General features: G+C 45.1%; 18 protein-coding genes. 2 read left to right on the forward strand and 16 right to left on the reverse strand.

The window, feature by feature from the left end; genetic code table 11:
* Position 1: 1 nt before the first annotated feature.
* The 6 genes from mrdA to leuS all read right to left on the reverse strand — a co-directional run bounded on the left by mrdA (position 2) and on the right by leuS (position 7118).
* Positions 2–1882 (reverse strand): penicillin-binding protein 2, encoded by a 1881-nt coding sequence (gene mrdA, locus ACQEXP_RS15130; protein WP_426970753.1) that lies wholly within the window; start codon positions 1880–1882, stop codon positions 2–4.
* Between the two features lie 6 nt (positions 1883–1888).
* Entirely contained in the window at positions 1889–2359 is a 471-nt protein-coding gene (gene rlmH, locus ACQEXP_RS15135) for a 23S rRNA (pseudouridine(1915)-N(3))-methyltransferase RlmH (RefSeq protein ID WP_269378078.1), read from the reverse strand.
* Between the two features lie 3 nt (positions 2360–2362).
* Positions 2363–2680, reverse strand: coding sequence for a ribosome silencing factor (gene rsfS / locus ACQEXP_RS15140; protein ID WP_138973403.1), 318 nt, complete (start codon positions 2678–2680; stop codon positions 2363–2365).
* Between the two features lie 72 nt (positions 2681–2752).
* Positions 2753–3766 (reverse strand): DNA polymerase III subunit delta, encoded by a 1014-nt coding sequence (gene holA, locus ACQEXP_RS15145; protein ID WP_426970755.1) that lies wholly within the window; start codon positions 3764–3766, stop codon positions 2753–2755.
* 2 nt (positions 3767–3768) lie between these two features.
* Complete coding sequence (gene lptE, locus ACQEXP_RS15150; protein WP_426970836.1) at positions 3769–4407, reverse strand: LPS assembly lipoprotein LptE; 639 nt, start codon at positions 4405–4407, stop codon at positions 3769–3771.
* Positions 4408–4544: 137 nt separating this feature from the next.
* Complete coding sequence (leuS, locus tag ACQEXP_RS15155; protein ID WP_426970757.1) at positions 4545–7118, reverse strand: leucine--tRNA ligase; 2574 nt, start codon at positions 7116–7118, stop codon at positions 4545–4547.
* A gap of 189 nt (positions 7119–7307) precedes the next feature.
* On the opposite strand from leuS, the gene ACQEXP_RS15160 reads away from it, so the two are divergent.
* Positions 7308–7778, forward strand: a complete 471-nt coding sequence (locus ACQEXP_RS15160) for a zinc ribbon-containing protein (protein ID WP_138973400.1) — start codon at positions 7308–7310, stop codon at positions 7776–7778.
* Between the two features lie 223 nt (positions 7779–8001).
* On the opposite strand, the gene lnt is transcribed toward ACQEXP_RS15160, so the two are convergent.
* From lnt to miaB, 5 genes are all read right to left on the reverse strand, one after another.
* Positions 8002–9525: an apolipoprotein N-acyltransferase gene (gene lnt / locus ACQEXP_RS15165; RefSeq protein WP_426970759.1), complete on the reverse strand. Its 1524-nt coding sequence runs from the start codon at positions 9523–9525 to the stop codon at positions 8002–8004.
* A gap of 32 nt (positions 9526–9557) precedes the next feature.
* Positions 9558–10457 (reverse strand): CNNM family magnesium/cobalt transport protein CorC, encoded by a 900-nt coding sequence (gene corC, locus ACQEXP_RS15170; RefSeq protein WP_331416081.1) that lies wholly within the window; start codon positions 10455–10457, stop codon positions 9558–9560.
* 111 nt (positions 10458–10568) lie between these two features.
* Positions 10569–11033: an rRNA maturation RNase YbeY gene (gene ybeY, locus ACQEXP_RS15175; RefSeq protein WP_269378089.1), complete on the reverse strand. Its 465-nt coding sequence runs from the start codon at positions 11031–11033 to the stop codon at positions 10569–10571.
* Positions 11033–12136, reverse strand: coding sequence for a PhoH family protein (locus ACQEXP_RS15180; protein ID WP_269378073.1), 1104 nt, complete (start codon positions 12134–12136; stop codon positions 11033–11035). The genes ybeY and ACQEXP_RS15180 overlap by 1 nt, the downstream gene beginning before the upstream one ends.
* A 129-nt stretch (positions 12137–12265) precedes the next feature.
* Positions 12266–13690, reverse strand: coding sequence for a tRNA (N6-isopentenyl adenosine(37)-C2)-methylthiotransferase MiaB (miaB, locus tag ACQEXP_RS15185; RefSeq protein WP_426970762.1), 1425 nt, complete (start codon positions 13688–13690; stop codon positions 12266–12268).
* A 289-nt stretch (positions 13691–13979) separates the two neighbouring features.
* Here miaB and ACQEXP_RS15190 point away from each other — a divergent pair, with 289 nt between their 5' ends.
* Entirely contained in the window at positions 13980–15134 is a 1155-nt protein-coding gene (locus ACQEXP_RS15190) for a 2-octaprenyl-3-methyl-6-methoxy-1,4-benzoquinol hydroxylase (RefSeq protein WP_426970764.1), read from the forward strand.
* Positions 15135–15195: 61 nt separating this feature from the next.
* Here the strand turns inward: ACQEXP_RS15190 and crr are convergent, their stop codons facing one another.
* From crr to cysZ, 5 genes are all read right to left on the reverse strand, one after another.
* Positions 15196–15705 (reverse strand): PTS glucose transporter subunit IIA, encoded by a 510-nt coding sequence (gene crr / locus ACQEXP_RS15195; RefSeq protein ID WP_138973394.1) that lies wholly within the window; start codon positions 15703–15705, stop codon positions 15196–15198.
* Positions 15706–15810: 105 nt separating this feature from the next.
* The gene (gene ptsI / locus ACQEXP_RS15200) at positions 15811–17535 is read right to left on the reverse strand and encodes a phosphoenolpyruvate-protein phosphotransferase PtsI (protein ID WP_269378071.1); all 1725 of its coding nucleotides are present in this window, start codon (positions 17533–17535) and stop codon (positions 15811–15813) included.
* A 137-nt stretch (positions 17536–17672) separates the two neighbouring features.
* A complete protein-coding gene (locus tag ACQEXP_RS15205) occupies positions 17673–17930 on the reverse strand; it encodes an HPr family phosphocarrier protein (RefSeq protein ID WP_004415108.1) in 258 nt (85 codons plus the stop codon).
* 299 nt (positions 17931–18229) lie between these two features.
* Positions 18230–19198 (reverse strand): cysteine synthase A, encoded by a 969-nt coding sequence (cysK, locus tag ACQEXP_RS15210; RefSeq protein WP_269378070.1) that lies wholly within the window; start codon positions 19196–19198, stop codon positions 18230–18232.
* Between the two features lie 216 nt (positions 19199–19414).
* Complete coding sequence (gene cysZ / locus ACQEXP_RS15215; protein ID WP_426970766.1) at positions 19415–20152, reverse strand: sulfate transporter CysZ; 738 nt, start codon at positions 20150–20152, stop codon at positions 19415–19417.
* Positions 20153–20344: the final 192 nt, after the last annotated feature.

The raw sequence follows: 20344 nt of genomic DNA on the forward strand, positions 1-20344 counted from the left end.
ATTAGTTCGCCTCTTTGTTTTCCACGAGTACGTGGTCAAATATCTTTCTTACCACTGGGCCACCCTGAGAAGAGCCACCCCCAGCATTTTCTAATACGATTGTGACAATCACCTTTGGATTGTCAATCGGAGCAAACCCAGTGAAGAGCGCATGGTCGCGAAGGTGTTCCGCAATTTCATCTGCGTTGTATTCTTCATCCTCACCTAGACCAAACACCTGCGCTGTCCCTGATTTACCCGCACTGACATACGGTGTCTTAGTGAATGCTCGACGTGCGGTTCCCTTCTTACCATGGTTAACCAGTCTCATGCCTTCAATGGCCATGTCCCAGTAACGAGGTTTGACACCAGCAATAGGTGGATAGGTTTCAATATCGGATAACTGTTGTTTTTCAAACACTTCACCATTGTCGATAGTAGCTCTTAGCAGGTGAGGAGCGACCACCTCCCCGCGTTTTACGAGTACCGATGTTGCCTTAGCAAGTTGCATTGGTGTCGATGTCCAGTACCCTTGTCCAATACCGACAGGAATAGTGTCACCCTGATACCAAGGCGTTCGGTGTCGTGCCATTTTCCATTCACGGGTTGGCATGTTGGCTTTACTTTCTTCGTAAATATCAATGCCAGTGTAGTCACCGAATCCGAACATCATCATCCAACGCGATATGCGATCAATGCCCATATCGTAAGCGACTTGATAGAAAAAGGTATCAACAGATTCTTCAATCGACTGAACAATATCTACTTTGCCGTGACCCCAGCGTAACCAATCGCGAAATGGCTTTGTTTTAGAGTTCGGAATCTTCCAGTATCCAGGATCATTTCGAGTGGTGTAAGGGGTAACCACGCCTTCTTGCAACGCCGCCACGGCCATAAATGGTTTGATTGTTGAAGCGGGTGGATATATTCCGAGTGTTGCTCGATTCACCAAGGGGCGGTTTTTGTCGTTAAGTAACGAGCTGTATGCCTCTCCTGAAATGCCATGAACAAAAGCATTGGGGTCGTAACTTGGGCTAGACACCATCGCTAATACGCCGTTGTCTTTAGGATCGAGAACGACCGCACTGCCGCGACGCCCATCGAGCAACTTATGGACATAGAGCTGAAGGTCAATATCTAGGTTAAGTACAATGTCTTTGCCCGGAACCGGAGGTACATACTTAAGTGTACGAATGACGCGACCACGACTGTTAACTTCGACTTCCTGATAACCCGCCGTACCATGCAGCATATCTTCGTAATAGCGTTCAATGCCGAGTTTACCGATATCGCGTGTGGCCTGATAGTTGGCATCTTTCTCTTCACGAACTAGACGTTGCATGTCACGGTCATTGATACGCGACACGTAACCAATAACGTGAGTCAGCACTTCACCATAAGGGTAGTGACGTTTGAGCGCGGCATTAACCGATACACCAGGAAAGTTATGCTGGTTGACCGAAAATTTGGCGACTTGCTCTGGAGTCAGTTGGTTTAAGATCGGAACAGATTTAAAGCGTCGAGTTTGCCGACGTTCTTTTTGAAAACGATCTACTTGCTCTGGAGTAATGGTTAAGATTTTTTGCAGACGAGCAATGGTATCGTCCATATCTTTGATCTTTTCCGGCGTCAGTTCGAGACTGAATACTGGGCGGTTTTCCGCCAGCAGTTTACCGTTACGGTCGTAGATTAAGCCGCGGTTAGGCGCGATAGGGACAACTTTAATTCGGTTGTCATTAGAGCGGGTTTTGTAATCTTGGTATTGGTTAATCTGGATGTTGTACAGGTTGGTCACCAAGATGCCCAGCATAGCGACAATACCGATGAAAGCGACGATAGCGCGGCTTTTAAATAGTCGCGCTTCTTCATGGTAATCCCTTATTTGGGTACGCTTCCTTAACATTGATGGTTATTCTCGATGATATGGGTGGTTAGCAGTAATGCTCCACGCTCTATACAGGCTTTCTGCCATTACAATGCGCACGAGTGGGTGTGGTAGCGTGAGTGCTGATAGTGACCAGCTCTGGTCTGCGGCTGCTTTGCATGCAGGTGCTAGACCTTCTGGGCCACCGATCAGAATAGACACGTCTCTGGCGTCAAGTTTCCAAAGCTCTAGTTGTTCAGCTAATTGTGGTGTATCCCACTTTTTGCCAGGAATATCGAGAGTAACAATTCGGTTGCCTTTTGGCACTGCCGCAAGCATCGCTTCGCCCTCTTTTTGCAAAATTCTTGCAATGTCGGCGTTTTTTCCACGTTTTCCAGCTGGAATTTCAACCAGTTCAAGCGGCATGTCGTGTGGGAAACGACGACGATACTCCTGAAAGCCCTCTTCAACCCATTTCGGCATTTTAGTGCCAACGGCAATTAGCTGTAATTTCATCGCTTAGCCCCAAAGCTTTTCAAGTTGGTATAGCTCGCGTTGCTCTTCCTGCATAACATGGATAATCGTTGTACCCATATCAAGTACAACCCATTCACCTTCAGCTTCGCCATCGATGCCTAGTGGAATAATACCAGCAAGTTTAGATTCTTTTGCGACGTGTTCAGCAATAGAGGCAACATGGCGCTTTGACGTGCCAGTACAAACGATCATGTAATCTGTAATGCTTGATTTACCCTGAACATCAATAGTTTTAATGTCTTGAGCTTTCATATCATCAACTTTGTCGACTAGAAATTCGTTTAACTGTTCAAGTTGCAAGGTTTTTTCCTCGTTATTTAATCGATTGACACTTGGTAGTGTATTTTGGGGCGGCGAAGTATACCACGCTTTTTATAGCTTAACTTGAGGTAAGCAAATCTCAGTACTCAACTGGTGTAATAGTGGCCAGCTAGATTGTTCGTACTGAGTTTTTATTGTCCTCTCTGCCTGTGCCAATAACTGAAGTAGTTGCATCAGTCTCACTGGCGTTAATCGGTTTAGAGCCGCAGAGTAAAGAGGACGCTTTGACTGCCAAATTCTGTATTTCTCAAACACTTGTCCGATAGGCAGTGTTTGTAGAAGCTGAGACATTGTCAGTAGTTGTGTGAGTTCCTTTTGTACTGTACGGGCTAAGATGACGGTTTCTACACCTTCAGCTTCCAGTTGACGAAGGATGCGCTGAGAACGCTTAGCCTTGCCCGCCAATAGGGCGTCTATCCAATGAAACGCAGTAAAATGGTTATGACGGCTAAGGGACTCTTCTAACCGAATAAGATTAAGTACGCCATCTGGATAGAGCAGAGCCAGCTTTTCCAAACTCTGAGTCAGTGCAAACAAGTTACCTTCATGCCATTGAGCCAGCATTTGAACTGCTTCAGGATCCGGCTTGAGACCAAGAGCGCGGCAACGGATTTGAACAAACTGAGGTAGGCGCTGAATATCTGGCGTGAGGCAGTTGACCAAACAACCCGTTCCAGCAAGAGCTTTAAACCACTTAGCACTCTCTTGGGCCTTGGTGAGCTTGCTTCCAATTAGAACCAGAATTACATCACTATGGAGCAAGTCGGAGACCGCAAGCAACTCTTTAGCGATGGTGGTATTCACACCAGATTCAGGTAGCTCCAACTCAATAATTTGTCGGGCAGAAAAAAGGCTCATCGCCTGACAGCAATCGTAAACTAAGTTCCAGTCAAAGGAGTTATCGATAGCAAATCTATGTTTTTCCTCAAAACCTTGCTTATAGGCAGCTTGTTGAATCGCTTGGCGAGATTCCTGAAGAAGTAGCGGTTCATTACCGAAAATTAAGTAGGTAGGGTGGAGCTGTTTGGTTAACTGCTCCACCAATCGATCAGCGAAAACTCGCATAGTTACTGCTGGTTCTCAGAAGAAGTTGTGACGGTTTGTTGAGGTTCATCACTAGCGAATGTCTTCACTCGGTACTGTTCCTCTTCTGCCTTAAGTTGTGCCTCTTGCTCAGCTTCACTAAGCATAGTGCCGGATTCGATATTGGTTTTTAGGCGAGCCATCTGACGAATGATCTGTGACGCTGCGAGTTTACGCATTTCATCTTCGATCATGTCACGTTCTACCGATTTCGCTAAAGCTGTCAGTGGGTTATCTAAGTAGCTGCGCGTTACGCTGGTAGAAAACGTTTTGGAACCTAGCTCTGGAATAGTCACACGGTAAGAGGTACGGAATGTCAGCTCTTTTTCGGCTGCACGGGTGTTTTGGTATAGCGAGAGTGTACGTTCACCCACACCTTCGCTAATTAGGTGCAAATTCGGAACATCTGCCGCAGGAGAAACCAACTTAATTTCACTCATACGTAGCTGACCTTTCATCATGCGCGTGAAGTTGCTGTACTGGTCATAACTGGTCAGTGACATCGTATCGAGCTCTTCAGGGATTGAGTAGTCACCGCGTAGGTGGAAACCACAAGCAGATAGAAGGCTTGCAGCAAGAACAACCGTAGATAGCTTTACAGAACGAGTTGAAATGAGTCGCATGACTTGAGGAAACATAGGTTGATGGCTCTCGATTATTGGAATACTTATCTTAGAGTTCTGAGTTATTGTGGGTCAAAACGCTAAGATAAATAAAACAGGGTAGGTGGCTACCCTGTTTATGACGTTATTAGAACAGATTAGTTCGCAACGATGTTTAGAAGTTTACCTGGTACGTAAATAACTTTACGTACAGTTTTATCTTCAGTGAACTTAGTCACGTTCTCATCGTTTAGACCTAGCTGTTCAATCTCTTCTTTAGAGATATCTGCCGGTACTGTTAGTTTCGCACGTAGTTTGCCGTTAACTTGAACAACGATGGTTTTCTCATCTTCGACGAGTGCTTTTTCGTCAAACGTTGGCCATACCGCGTTATCGATATCTGATTCACCTAGCGCAACCCATAGTTCGTATGAAATATGCGGAGTGATTGGGTAAAGCATTGCGACAACTGCTTTTAACGCTTCATCTAGGATCGCGCGGTCTTGCGCTGATTCTTGAGGCGCTTTCGCTAGCTTGTTCATGAGTTCCATAATAGCTGCGATTGCTGTGTTGAACGTTTGACGACGAGCGATATCGTCTGTCACTTTAGCGATAGTTTTGTGAACGTCACGACGTAGTGCTTTTTGGTCACCAGACAGTGCTGAGGTGTCAATAGCTTCAGCCGCGCCTTTCGATGCATGCTCTTTAACCAGCTTCCAAACACGTTTCAAGAAGCGGTTAGCGCCTTCAACGCCTGATTCTTGCCACTCAAGAGTCATGTCTGCTGGAGAGGCAAACATCATAAATAGGCGTACTGTATCAGCGCCGTACTTGTCTACCATCTCTTGTGGGTCGATACCGTTGTTCTTTGACTTAGACATCTTGATCATGCCTGAGTGCTCAACGTCGCGGCCTTGGTCATCTTTCGCAGAAGTGATGCGGCCTTTGCCATCGCGCTCTACCGTCACATCTGTAGGTGCAACCCACTCTTTACCGCCTTTCTCGTTCTCAAAGTAGAACGCATCAGCCAGTACCATACCTTGACATAGCAGCTGTTTGAACGGCTCGTCAGAGGTTACGTAACCCGCGTCACGTAGTAGTTTATGGAAGAAGCGAGAGTACAGTAGGTGCATACAAGCGTGCTCGATACCACCGATGTATTGGTCTACTGGTAGCCAGTAGTTTGCTTTTTCTGGATCTAAGATGTCATCAGCTTGCGGAGAACAGTAACGAGCGTAGTACCAAGATGATTCCATAAAGGTATCAAATGTATCGGTTTCGCGTAGTGCTGGTTCACCGTTGAATGTGGTCTTCGCCCACTCTTTATCTGCTTTGATCGGGCTAGTTACACCGTCCATTACCACATCTTCTGGAAGAATCACTGGTAGTTGGTCTGCTGGCACTGGATGAACTTGGCCATCTTCCGTTGTGACCATTGGAATTGGAGCACCCCAGTAACGCTGACGAGAAACACCCCAGTCACGTAGACGGAAGTTAACGGTTTTAGTGCCTTTACCTTCAGCTTCTAGCTTCGCTGCAATAGCATCAAATGCTGCTTGGAATTCAAGACCGTCAAATTCGCCTGAATCGAACAGTACACCTTTCTCTGTATATGCTTCTTCAGCGATGTTTAGCTCGCTGCCGTCAGTTGGCTTGATAACAGGGATGATATCTAGACCGTACTTAGTCGCGAACTCGAAGTCACGTTGGTCGTGCGCAGGTACGGCCATAACAGCGCCTGTGCCGTAATCCATCAGTACGAAGTTAGCAATGTAAACAGGAACTTCACGGCCATTCAATGGATGAATTGCGGTAAGGCCAGTCGCCATACCTTTTTTCTCCATTGTTGCTAGTTCCGCTTCAGCGACTTTAGTGTTCTTACACTCTTCGATGAAAGCTGCAAGCTCTGCGTTATTTTCCGCTGCGATAGTCGCTAGAGGGTGACCTGCTGCGATGCCCACGTATGTCACACCCATCAGTGTGTCTGGACGTGTTGTGTAAACTTCTAGGTCTTGCTGACCTTTTACTTCGAATTTAAGTTCAACACCTTCAGAACGGCCAATCCAGTTGCGCTGCATGGTTTTAACCATTTCAGGCCAACCGTCTAGGTTGTCTAGATCGTCTAGCAATTCTTGAGCGTATTCAGTGATCTTAATGAACCACTGAGGGATCTCTTTTTGTTCTACCGGTGTGTCACAACGCCAGCAGCAGCCGTCTTCAACCTGCTCGTTAGCTAGAACCGTCTGGTCGTTTGGACACCAGTTAACTGAAGAAGTCTTTTTGTAAACTAAGCCTTTATTGTAAAGCTTAGTGAAGAACTCTTGTTCCCAACGGTAGTACTCTGGTGTACAGGTTGCAAACTCACGATTCCAGTCGTAACCAAAGCCTAGAAGTTTCAGCTGGTTTTTCATGTACTCAATGTTTTCGTAAGTCCAAGGCGCTGGTGCCGTGTTGTTTTTAACTGCTGCATTTTCTGCTGGTAGACCGAATGCATCCCAACCAATTGGTTGCATTACGTTTTTACCTTGAAGGCGTTGGAAACGAGATACCACATCACCGATAGTGTAGTTACGCACGTGACCCATGTGCAGTCGGCCACTTGGGTATGGGAACATAGAGAGACAGTAGAATTTTTCTTTGTTTGGGTCTTCACTTACAACAAAGGTCTTGTTGTTATCCCAGTGCTGTTGAACTTTTTGTTCAATATCTTGCGGGTTATATTGTTCTTGCATCGATGATATCCGGTTATCTTGGAATTTGTGAGTTCGGTTAGAACAGACATTAATAGATCGTCATAGAATACCTAAAGGAGAGGGGCACAACAATAGCCAATACCCACTCAAATCACGTAAAGATGGTGATGTTTAATGCCTTAACGGGGCTTTATGAATGTGCACCACCGAATCGAAAGGAGGTTAGCGATGGCAAAACGCAAAGCAGGTTACGAGGAGATGTTTGAAGATGTTGTCGAAGCTCTAAAGCATAGTCCTGATGAAGTTAACCACGTTTTAGAAACCTCTGGTAAGGTCGTCGACGCCGCGAATGACTTAACCAAAGATGAGTTAGCACTTGTGTCTGCATATGTTAAGTCAGATTTAAAAGAGTTTGCTGACAACTATGAAGACTCAAAAAGTGGTCCATTTTATATCATGATTGCCGACTCTATCTGGCAAGGTCTACTTGATATTACGGATAGAACGAAAGTCGAGTGGGTCGAGTTATTTCAGGATCTAGAGCACCAAGGTCTATATCAGGCGGGCGAAGTGATTGGTTTGGGGATGCTTGTTTGTGATGAGTGTGGTCATAAAACACAATACACCCACCCAACAGTCATTATTCCTTGCACCCACTGTGGCCACAAAGGATTCAGTCGACAGGCATTGAAACCATAAAAAAGAGCGGACTACGCTAACGAAAATACGTTCTACCGTGAATCGAGCGCGCGCTTCGAGAGGTGGGCGGAACCGTTTTCTATAGGTGTTAACAAAATGACGCCTTAACAAACCATAACTATCTCGATTTTCAAAAAAGGGTCGATGTCTTCACATCAACCCTTTCATTTTTTTTGAGAGACTAGAGACTAGAGACTAGAGACTAGAGACTAGAGACTAGAGACTAGAGACTAGAGACTCCCTTCCTCATTCTCCACCCAATTACCAGACTTAATCCAACCCAGATATACAGCGGCCAGGTGCCAAGGTTTCGGTAGGGTGTTTCTCCCTTAGTCGCAGGAACTTCAGCGCGCAGCACTGCCGTTTCAAATTGTGGTACTTGCGCAGTGATATGACCGCGATAATCAGTCACAGCAGTGATGCCATTGTTTGTTGCACGAATCACTGGCTTACCTAGCTCCAGAGCTCGCATACGGGCAATCTCCATGTGCTGGAGTGGGCCGATAGAGCGACCAAACCAAGCGTCATTGGAAAGCGTTAAAATAAAATCTGTATCGTCATCGACATTTTGTCTGACTTGCTCGTTGAAGATAATCTCGTAACACAATGCAGGAGCCATCTGCTTACCATTGGCGTCAATATTCGGCTGGATAAAATCTCCTCGGCTGAATGAAGACATGGGCAAGTTGAAGAAAGGAGCAAGCGGTCTCAGGATGCTCTCAAATGGTACGAACTCCCCAAAGGGTAGCAGGTGATGTTTGTGGTAACGCTTGTTCATATCGTAACGATAATCGCCATAAGGAGTTTGACCTACAGTGAGAATACTGTTGTAGAACTTCTTGTCTTCACCTTGGTTTACAATTCCAGTAATGACCGCGCTGTTGTTCATACGAGCTGCGGCATCGAGATTGCTTAGAAATGAGGAGATCTCGAATTCAAAAGCAGGTATTGCCGCTTCAGGCCAGATGATAATGTCTGCATCCCAATTTTCTCGCGTCAGGTCGGTATACTTCATTATGGTTGGCCAACGTTGACTCGGTTGCCATTTCAGCTCTTGCGCGATATTGCCCTGAATAAGCGCTACTTTAGTGACTTTATCCATAGAAGGAGAGACCCACTGAGCGGATTGTAATCCAAAGCCTGTCATCAGAATAACGGCAGGAATAAGTAGATGTAGCCATTGACGCGAAAGAGCGGCGTAAGCGATGGAGCCCGCACTAATCATCACCAACAAGGTAATAAGTTCGACCCCACCTAGCGGAGCAAAATTGGCGAGTGGACTATCTATTTGGCTATAGCCAAGCCATAACCAGGGAAAGCCTGTCATTACCCAGCCACGCAACCAATCCATGATTAGCCATAGAGCCGGTGCAGCGAGCAGCAATTGTGAGCGCTGCTTATTCGGGAAAAAGCGGTTTAGACTCCAGGCAAATAGTGCGGCATAAACAGCGAGGTAGCCAACTAATAGCACCATGAGGAAGACGCTGGCTATTTTGGGCATACCACCGAAGTTGTCGATACTGACATGTACCCAGCTAATGCCTGTAGAAAATTGCCCGATGCCCCAAGCGTAGCCTATCCATAGCGAGTGTTTAGCAGACTGCTTGTTAATCAGCAGTAACAGGAGTGCAGGGCTGACAATTGCCAGAGGCCAAATTTGATAAGGGGCAAATGCCAGAGTTGTTAATGCGCCAACAAAAACGGCCGCAAGCGGCCGTTTGAGGCGATGAAAAAGTGAATTCATCATCGTATTATTTCGTTTCCCTTAGGGGAGTAGCGTTACTCTTCAGTAGAGTCAGTAACCAGCTCTTCATCAGGAATGGTTACCTGAAGTTGGAGTACTCGGCGGTTGTCCGCAGAGGTTACTTTGAAGCTGTAACCATCAATATCAACAACTTCGCCACGAGATGGTAAATGGCCAAATGCCGTCATTACCATACCGCCGACAGTGTCGACCTCTTCATCACTGAAAGTGGTACCGAATGTAGTATTAAACTCTTCGATAGTGGTCAGTGCTTTTACCGCAAATGTATGTTTGCTGAGCTTACGAATATCAAGTTCTTCATTATCATCGAACTCGTCTTCAATATCGCCCACGATCTCTTCGAGAATATCTTCGATAGTCACAAGACCGGATACACCACCAAACTCATCGACAACGATAGACATGTGATAACGCTCTTCACGGAATTCCTTTAGCAGACGATCTACTCGCTTGCTTTCAGGAACGACAACCGCAGGGCGGATCACTTGCTCAATATCGAATGGTTCACTTCCAGAACCTAAGTATCTAAGTAAGTCCTTCGCTAACAGAATACCTTCAACATGGTCCTTATCTTCACTGATGACTGGGTAGCGAGAGTGCTGAGCATCGGTGATGAGGTTGATCAAGGTGTCTAAATCGTCACTGCGATCAACGGTAACCATCTGCGAACGTGGCAACATGATGTCGCGCACACGCATTTCTGAGATCTCCATGACACCTTCGAGCATATCTCGAGTGTCGTGGTCGATCAGGTCATTTTCTTCAGAGTCGCGGATGACATCGACGAGCTCTTGGCGATCTTTTGGTTCACCTTGAAAAAGTTGACCTAGGCGTCCGAAGAAGGACTTTCTACTCGGACCTTCAGATTTTTCTTTCTTACCTTCTAGAGAAGAGGGCGAATTGTCTTCGTTCATTGTTTCTCATTTAAGTAACGCTATCAGAAGTGTGATAGCACACATTAGTAGTAAGACATCAGCTTGCAGCGAGAGAGGCGACTCTGCTTGCTGGTTCTGGATGAGTCTTGACTACTCTTTTTCGGCAAGATACGGATCATCAAATCCCATCTCTTGCATAATTTCTGTTTCGAGTGACTCCATCTCTTCGGCTTCGTCATCTTCGATATGATCATAACCTAGCAGATGCAGACTACCATGTACAACCATATGCGCCCAGTGAGCCATTAAAGGCTTGTTTTGCTCGATGGCTTCACGTTCTACAACCTGACGGCAGATGATTAAATCGCCAAGTAGGTCGATATCCATTCCTGGTGGCGCTTCGAAAGGAAAAGACAGCACATTAGTCGGCTTGTCTTTTCCACGGTAGTCGCTATTGAGCTGCTGGCTCTCTTGCTCGTCAACAATTCGAACGGTAACTTCGGCTTGAGGCTGAAATTTGGTAACGGATGAGCTTAACCAAAGTTGAAAATCTTCAGTGTTTGGTAAGCCGCTTTCATCTTCGACAGCTAATTGTAGATCAAGTTCGATTGTCATCACTGTTTGCTCTCTGTTGTCACTTCAGGTTGAGGTGCGGCTGCAACTTGGGCTTCAATAAGTTTTGCTTCACGCTCTTCGCGGCGACGTTTCTCGTATTCTTTGCGCTCTTTTTGGTCTTGAGCTTCCCATTTCTCGTAAGCATTAACGATGCGTGCCACAACCGGGTGACGAACAACGTCGTCAGATTGGAAAAAGTTAAAGCTAATTTCCTCTACGTCGCTCAGAACTTCAATGGCATGGCGCAGACCAGACTTGGCGCCACGAGGTAAGTCGATCTGAGTAATATCGCCAGTGATCACCGCTCGAGAGTTGAAGCCGATACGAGTGAGGAACATTTTCATCTGCTCTACAGTAGTGTTCTGGCTTTCATCGAGAATAATAAACGCATCATTTAAAGTTCGACCACGCATATAGGCAAGTGGGGCGACTTCGATAACGTTTCGTTCAATCAGTTTTTCAACCTTTTCGAATCCGAGCATTTCGAATAGAGCATCGTAAAGTGGACGAAGGTAAGGATCGACTTTCTGGCTGAGATCTCCCGGTAGGAAACCGAGCTTTTCACCTGCTTCGACTGCAGGTCGAGTCAGCAGAATTCGACGAATTTCTTGTCGCTCTAGCGCATCGACAGCAGCGGCAACAGCAAGATAGGTTTTACCCGTACCCGCTGGACCAACGCCAAAGGAAATATCATGAGTGACCATATTGACCAGATACTGTCCCTGATTTGGAGTACGAGGTTTAATCACCCCTTTTTTGGTCTTAATGAACACTTCTTTGCCGTGCTCAATACTGGATTCTACATTTTGCTCTAGAACACCGGTCTCTTTGATCGCTAAGTGGATTTCATCAGGTTCGATATCGGGAATGTTGCCGCGAACTGGCGCAGTATTAACATACAGTGTTTTGATGATTTCCAAGGCGGCCGCGGAAGTATGTGGTTTTCCAACGATGGTAAAGAAGTTGCCACGGTAGCTGATTTCAACACCTAGGCGGCGTTCAAGATGTTTAATGTTGTCGTCGAAAGGACCACAAAGACTGGCTAAACGGCGGTTGTCAGAAGGTTCTAGATTGATTTCTAGCGTAACGATTTTCGTGCTCAAAGTTGCCTCTCATATTTGACCATTAGTATGAAGCCCGATTTAGACCGGGCTTCGAATGGTTACGATACCTATTTCTAAGATGGTCACTTAGAGAGGTATTTTCAAGCTTCTAGTGGCGAAGAGTAGTAATTAAGGTGTAAATGTTGCTACACCTAACTCATCTTCACGCTTGGTTTTCGCCATCATTTGAGTCGGTGAAATGACTGTACGCAGATCCATGTCTTTCTCTGTACGCACGAGCTCACCACGAAGAGAGTTAGCAAATACGTCCGTGATCTTAACATCCACAAATTGACCGATAAGATCCGCACTGCCTTCAAAGTTAACCACTCGGTTGTTCTCTGTACGAGCACGTAACTCCATCAGGTTCTTCTTAGAAGGACCTTCAACAAGAACACGTTGCTCAGTACCAAGCATTAAGCGAGAGTAACGCATTGCTTGAGCATTAATGGTTTGTTGTAGTTCATATAGACGCTCTTTCTTCTCTTGCTCTGGAACATCACACGGATAGTCCGCCGCAGGAGTACCTGGGCGTGGTGAGAAGATAAAGCTGAAGCTCATATCAAAATCAACGTCTTTAATTAACTTCATTGTATCTTGATGATCTTTTGCCGTTTCGCCTGGGAAACCAACAATAAAGTCTGAGCTGATTTGAATATCAGGACGCGCTTTACGTAGTTTACGGATGATTGATTTGTACTCAATTGCCGTGTGTGGACGTTTCATCATCGTAAGAATACGGTCGCTACCGCTCTGCACGGGTAGGTGCAAGAAACTTACTAGCTCTGGTGTGTCCTCGTATACCGCAATGATGTCATCAGTAAACTCGAGTGGGTGACTTGTAGTAAAGCGGATACGGTCAATACCATCAATAGATGCGACAAGACGAAGCAGTTCAGCAAATGAGCAGATTTCACCATCGTGCATTGGACCACGGTAAGCGTTAACGTTTTGACCCAGTAGGTTAACTTCACGCACGCCTTGGTCAGCCAATTGCGCAATTTCAAACAGAACATCATCCATTGGACGGCTAACTTCTTCGCCACGAGTGTAAGGCACTACGCAGTAAGTACAGTATTTAGAACAGCCTTCCATGATTGAAACAAAAGCAGTCGCGCCTTCTGCACGTGGTTCTGGAAGACGGTCAAACTTTTCAATCTCAGGGAATGAAATGTCCATTACCGGCGCTTCATCCAGTTGAGACTGTTTAATCATCTCTGGTAAGCGGTGAAGTGTTTGAGGACCAAAAATTACGTCTACAAATGGTGCACGTTCGCGAATGTGGTCGCCTTCCTGTGTTGCTACACAGCCACCAACACCAATCACAACACCTGGCTTTTTGTCTTTTAGGGTTTTCCAACGACCTAGCTGGTGGAATACCTTCTCTTGCGCTTTTTCGCGGATAGAACAGGTATTAAGTAATAACACATCTGCTTCTTCTGGTTCTTCTGTCAGCTTATAGCCGTTAGCCGCGTTCAGTAGATCCGCCATTTTAGACGAATCGTATTCATTCATCTGGCAGCCCCAGGTTTTAATTAGCAGTTTTTTACTCATGTTGTTCGCTCGATCGTTAGTTTAAATTAAGGGAGCAAATCGCCCAATATTTCCAGTGAGTCACTCGCATCGACATGCTTGGGTGACCTTATTTTAGCCGCCCTCTCGGCGGTAAGCCGCGTATTGTACTGCTTTAAAAACCTACTGACTAGTGTTGGTGCAAAAACAGTTAAACCCCATATTGCGCAAGGGGTTTGCCCTGATAGCGGGTAAGGTTTTTCGTTACATTTTGGTAATGAAAACGTACAATAAAAAACAGTCAATTTATCAAGTAATTGAAGTGCAAAATATGAGCAGATTTGATGTCGCAGTTATCGGTGGTGGTATGGTTGGCGCCGCAGTTGCAGTGGGCTTTGCCAAACAGGGGCGGAAGGTTGTTGTTGTTGAAGGTACGGCACCTGAAAAATTCTCCCCCGAGCAACCTATGGATATACGTGTTTCTGCTATATCACAGCATTCGGTCGATATTTTGAATGAGCTTGGGGCTTGGCATGCGACATCACAAATGCGCGTGTGTCCATACCGCCGTTTAGAAACGTGGGAGCATCCTGAGTGCCGAACCCGTTTTCATAGCGATGAACTTGGTATGGAGCGTCTGGGTTTTATTGTTGAAAATCGCCTGATTCAGCTTGGACTGTGGGCTCAGTTCTCCCACTACTCGAATATAAGTTTACGCTGTCCAGATACCTTATCTGATATTGAGTTTGATGAAGTATCGAAAGTGACTCTCAGCTCTGGAGAAGAGCTGTTGGTTGATTTGGTGGTTGGCGCTGATGGAGCGAATTCAAAGGTTCGTGATTTAGCGGGGATAGGGGTTACTGCGTGGGATTACCGTCAGCACTGTATGCTGATCAACGTCAAAACTGAGATCGAACAGCAAGATATTACTTGGCAACAGTTCACCCCATCAGGCCCTCGTTCCTTTTTGCCTTTATGTGGCAATCAAGGCTCACTGGTTTGGTATGATTCACCAAAGCGCATCAGGCAGTTATGCGCGATGACGCCAGCACAGCTTCGAGAAGAAGTATTGGCTTACTTTCCTGCGGAATTGGGTGATATCGAAGTGCTTCAATACGGCTCGTTTCCGTTAACTCGCCGTCATGCTCAACGCTATTCTGCATTAGGCTGTGTGTTAGTCGGTGATTCTGCACATACTATCAATCCATTAGCTGGGCAGGGGGTGAATCTTGGATTTAAAGATGTTGAAGCTCTGCTGGCGGCCACTCAAAATCACGAGGTATTAACTCAATCCTTACTTGAGCAATATGAACGTAATAGGCGTTATGACAACTTGCTGATGCAATCAGGAATGGATTTTTTCTATAAGGGTTTCAGTAATGATTTTGCGCCGCTTAAGCTGTTAAGAAATGCGGCACTTAAGGTCGCTGAGAATGCAGGACCTCTGAAAACTCAAGTGCTGAAATATGCATTGGGGCTGAAGTAGCAAAATAAGCAAAAAAAACGCAGCCATCGGCTGCGTTTTTTAATATCTAGCTAAGTAAAAATTACTTAGTTACACGTAGAACTGGAGTTTCACCAACAGTTACAGAACCAGAAAGCTTGTTCAGCTCTTTGATTTCGTCCATGTTAGAGATAACAACTGGAGTAAGAGTAGACTTTGCTTTCTCTTCAAGTAGTGCTAGATCGAACTCAATGATAGTGTCGCCAGCTTTCACTGCTTGACCTTCTTCAGCGATACGCTTGAAGCCTTCACCTTTCAGTTCAACAGTGTCGATACCGAAGTGAACAAATAGCTCTACGCCATCGTCAGACTCGATAGAGAACGCGTGGTTCGTTTCGAAGATCTTACCGATAGTACCGTTTACAGGAGCTACCATTTTGTTACCAGCAGGTTTGATAGCAATACCATCACCAACGATTTTTTCAGCAAAAACAACATCTGGCACATCTTCGATGTTTACGATTTCACCAGATAGAGGTGCGATGATTTCGATTGCACCAGCGTCAGCGCTGTCGTCAGATACTAGCTTCTTAAGTTTGTCAAACAGACCCATTGTGTCATGCTCCTAACGTTTTCATTTAATTCTGTCGAATTATAGTATACCAATATAGAGAGATAGACGACTTTTTTTACCGTCTATCTCATTGGAATTAGTTGGTTATTGAGTTTTCTCAGCGATGAATTTCTCAACAACTGCTTCGATCTCAGCAGCAGTTGGTAGAGATAGAGCTTCTTCCGCCATCGCTTTCACTTCAGCGAAGTTAGAGTTACGAATAACTTTCTTCACTTTAGGGATAGAGATACCACTCATAGAGAACTCATCTAAGCCCATGCCTAGTAGAAGTAGCGTAGCGCGCTCATCGCCCGCAAGCTCACCACACATACCAGTCCACTTACCTTCAGCGTGAGATGCATCGATAACTTGCTTGATCACGGTGAGTACAGCTGGAGACAGTGGGTTGTACAGGTGAGAAATCATCTCGTTACCACGGTCAACGGCTAGCGTGTACTGAGTTAGGTCGTTAGTACCGATAGAGAAGAAAGCTACTTCTTTTGCTAGGTGGTGTGCAATCGCTGCTGCTGCAGGTGTTTCAACCATCACACCGATTTCGATGTTTTCGTCGAATGCAAGACCTTCAGCACGTAGTTCAGCTTTGTACTCTTCGATAGCGTTTTTCAGTTCACGGATCTCTTCAACAGAGATAATCATTGGGAACATGATGCGTAGTTTACCGTGCGCAGATGCGCGTAGGATACCACGTAGCTGGTCACGTAGGATTTCACGACGATCCAAGCTGATACGTACTGCACGCCAGCCTAGGAACGGGTTCATCTCTTGAGGAAGATCCATGTACGGTAGATCTTTATCGCCACCGATATCCATAGTACGGATGATCACTGACTCACCGTTCATAGCTTCAGCTACTTCTTTGTAAGCTTGGTATTGTTCATCTTCCGTTGGTAGGGCATCACGGTCCATAAATAGGAATTCAGTACGGTACAGACCTACGCCTTCACCACCGTTGCGGATGATACCGTCACAGTCTTTAACAGTACCGATGTTACCGCAAACTTCTACACGGTGACCGTCTAGAGTCTCTGCGTGTAGATCTTTCAGTTTAGCCAGTTCTTCTTTCTCAGCGATGAAAGCGGCTTTAACTGCTTTCGCTTCTTCTAGCTCAGCTTCTGATGGGTTGATAACGATTTTGTTGTTCATCGCATCAAGAATCAGCATATCGCCGTTCTTAACTTGCTTAGTGATGTCGTTAGTACCAACGATAGCTGGAAGTTCAAGAGAACGAGCCATGATAGATGTGTGAGAAGTACGACCGCCGATGTCACAAGCGAAACCAAGAACGTAGTCTAGGTTGATTTGTGCAGTTTCAGATGGCGTTAGGTCGTAAGCGACTAGGATCACTTGTTCGTTAATATCGCTTAGCGAAACAATGTTGATGCCTAGAGCATTTTTAACAAAACGAGAGCCGATATCACGGATATCAGTTGCACGCTCTTTTAGATATTCGTCGTCTAGAGATTCTAGCGCCGATGCTTGCTCTTCGATAACCGTGTAGATCGCGTTATCAGCGTGCATCTTGTCATTTTTAATCAGTGCTAGGATTTCTTCCTCTAGCTCTTCGTCTTCAAGAAGCATGATATGACCTTCAAAGATCGCTTCTTTCTCTTCACCGAAGGTTTCAAGTGCTTTCTGTTTAACAGTTTCTAACTGAGCAGATGACTTGTTGCGAGCGTCATAGAAACGCGCAACTTCTGCTTCAACTTGATCATCAGAAATGGTGTTTGTGTTTAGGACAATTTCATCTTCTTGAAGTAGTAGTGCTTTACCGATAGCAATACCAGGAGATGCTAGGATGCCTGAAATCATAGCCTTACCTTAAATTGGTCAACTTTAAAACGGGAGAATAATGAGTGCGCTAACGAATAGTTGTAGCTTATATTTTGGCCTATTTCCAACAAAGCCATTTTGCGTTGGCAAAATGGCTTTGAAAATAGGAGACCGAATTAGTGTAGTTGATCCATTAGAGCAACTAGGTGGTCAACAGCTTGTTGAGCTTGTGGGCCCTCAGCTGAGATAGAAACTACTGTACCTTTAACTAGGCCAAGAGTTTGTAGCTTGAAAAGGCTCTTCGCGCTAGCGCTTTTGCCGTTAGAAGTCACAGTGATGTCCGCGTCGAATGCTTTAGCTTCTTTAACGAACTGTGCAGCTGGACGAGTGTGAAGGCCGTTTTCTGCAGTGATTTCTACTTGCTTCTCGTACATGTTATATACCCCAATTGATTTATATTTTGATAGTTTCTTAACCAGAATCAGCTTAACTCCAATTATAGTATTCCGCTAGTTGCAGAACGTTCAATTCGTGTCATAAGTGATACTGGTTGTAAATTTAACAATTGCGCTTTCAATCTTTGCTGTCATTCGCAATTGATATGAATTCTTATCTGGCTTTTATTTTGAAGCTAGAAATAAAACAGTCCTGATATTACCAAAGGTGAGGCAGGGATCAACAAAAAAGCCCCTGAATGGGGCTTTTTTAGACGAAAAATTGATTTCGACACATATTACTGTTGGTTCTCTTTCTCAGTAAAGATGCCTGCAAATAGGGCTGTGCTCAAGTAACGTTCACCTGAGCTTGGTAGGATAGTAACGATGGTTTTTCCTTCAAATTCAGGAAGTTCTGCAAGGCGGTTGGCTGCAACCACTGCCGCACCAGAAGAGATACCCGCTAGGATACCTTCCTCTTCCATTAGGCGACGAGCCATCGCAATCGCTTCATCAGAAGTTACTGCTTCAACACGGTCAATTAGCTCTAAATCGAGGTTTCCTGGAATGAAACCAGCACCGATACCCTGAATTTTGTGTGGTGCAGGCTGGATTTCGTCACCCGCTAGCGCTTGAGCGATAACTGGAGATTCAGCTGGCTCTACCGCGACAGAGACAATGTTCTTGCCTTTTTCGCCCTTAATGTAACGGCTCGTACCTGTGATAGTACCGCCAGTACCAACACCCGCAACGAATACGTCAATTTGACCGTCAGTGGCATCCCAAATCTCTGGTCCCGTTGTTTTTTCGTGAATCTGTGGGTTTGCTGGGTTGTTGAATTGCTGAAGAAGCAAGTACTTATCAGGATTGCTAGCAACAATTTCTTCTGCTTTAGCAATTGCGCCTTTCATCCCTTTTGCTGCTTCAGTCAGTTCTAAGTTTGCACCTAGAGCTTTTAGCAGCTTACGACGTTCTAGACTCATTGACTCAGGCATTGTAAGAGTCAGCTTGTAACCACGAGCTGCTGCAACGAAGGCTAGAGCAATACCAGTGTTACCACTCGTTGGTTCAACAAGCTCTACGCCTGGTTTAAGAGTACCAGCCTTTTCTGCTTCCCAAATCATGTTTGCACCGATACGACATTTAACGCTGAAGCTCGGGTTGCGTGCTTCGATTTTCGCTAACACCTTACCGTTACTTACTTTGTTTAGGCGTACTAGAGGAGTGTTACCAATAGTTTGAGAATTGTCTTCGTAGATTTTGCTCATGGTGTGATCCTTCATCTTTGTTTCGGTCTGCTTGATAGTTACCAAACAGAAGTATGTATGGAGATAATTTATTGGGTAGAGATTAGGACAGCTTGAAAAATGAGAAAAGGATTAAATAGTTATATGATATGAAAGGGTGAGGTGATGGAACCATTTGTTCATCGGGTGTGACTGAACTTGTCCTTAATAAAGACATAATGATTCCATCTCTTGCCTCTATTTCTTGAACTCCGATACCCACATCGAAGTTGCACCACATACAGCGACGGGCATCACGATTAGGTTTAAGATAGGAATCGTCGTAAATACCGACACCAGTGCGCCAAAGCTATATGCCTTCCCTTGTTTTTGTTTCAAATTGTAACGCATCTCGTTAAAGGAGACTTTGTGATTGTCAAACGGGTAGTCACAATACTGAATCGCTAAAATCCAAGCTGTAAATATAAACCACAGTATTGGGCCAATTGTTTGGCCTAGAGCAGGGATGAGCAGGAGCAAAAATAAACCAATCGCCTTTGGCAGGACATAGACCAACTTGCGCCATTCACGCGCTAGGATCCTTGGTGTATCTTTTACTACCGCGAGCATTCCATCGTCGTTAACTTTTTCTCCAGTGAGGTAAACTTCCACTTTTTCAGCCAGAAGCCCATTAAAGGGAGCGGCGATGAAGTTTGCTAGAGTACTAAAAAAGTATGAAAACGTAGCCAGTATAGTGAGCACAAGCAAAGGCCATAAAAGGTAGCTCAACCAAGAAAGAAACTCTGGCAATTGTCCTAGCAACTGCTCAATCCACATATCTAGGTGAGAAAAAAGATAAAATAGGGCACCACCGACCAGAAGGATATTGGCCATTAGGGGTAAAACAACAAACTGGCGAATGCCAGGAGTGAGCGCTAATTCTAAGCCATGAAAGAAATAGCCAAATCCAGAACGCTGTCGAATATGTGTATTCATAGTGATTTTTAGTGGTTTAAAAACGAACGTATTCTATCTTATCAAGAAAAAAGCGTGTTCAAAATCACAACATTATCAGAACTTCTAACATTAAGTTGTTCTAAAACGGGCTAGAGTTTTGGTAGAGTAACTTAGATATAGGTTTAAACAGATTCAATCTAAGCAATGTTATCGCATTGTCTTATTGAACAA

The organism is Vibrio sp. TRT 1302 (assembly GCF_050113875.1).
Lineage (GTDB): Bacteria > Pseudomonadota > Gammaproteobacteria > Enterobacterales > Vibrionaceae > Vibrio.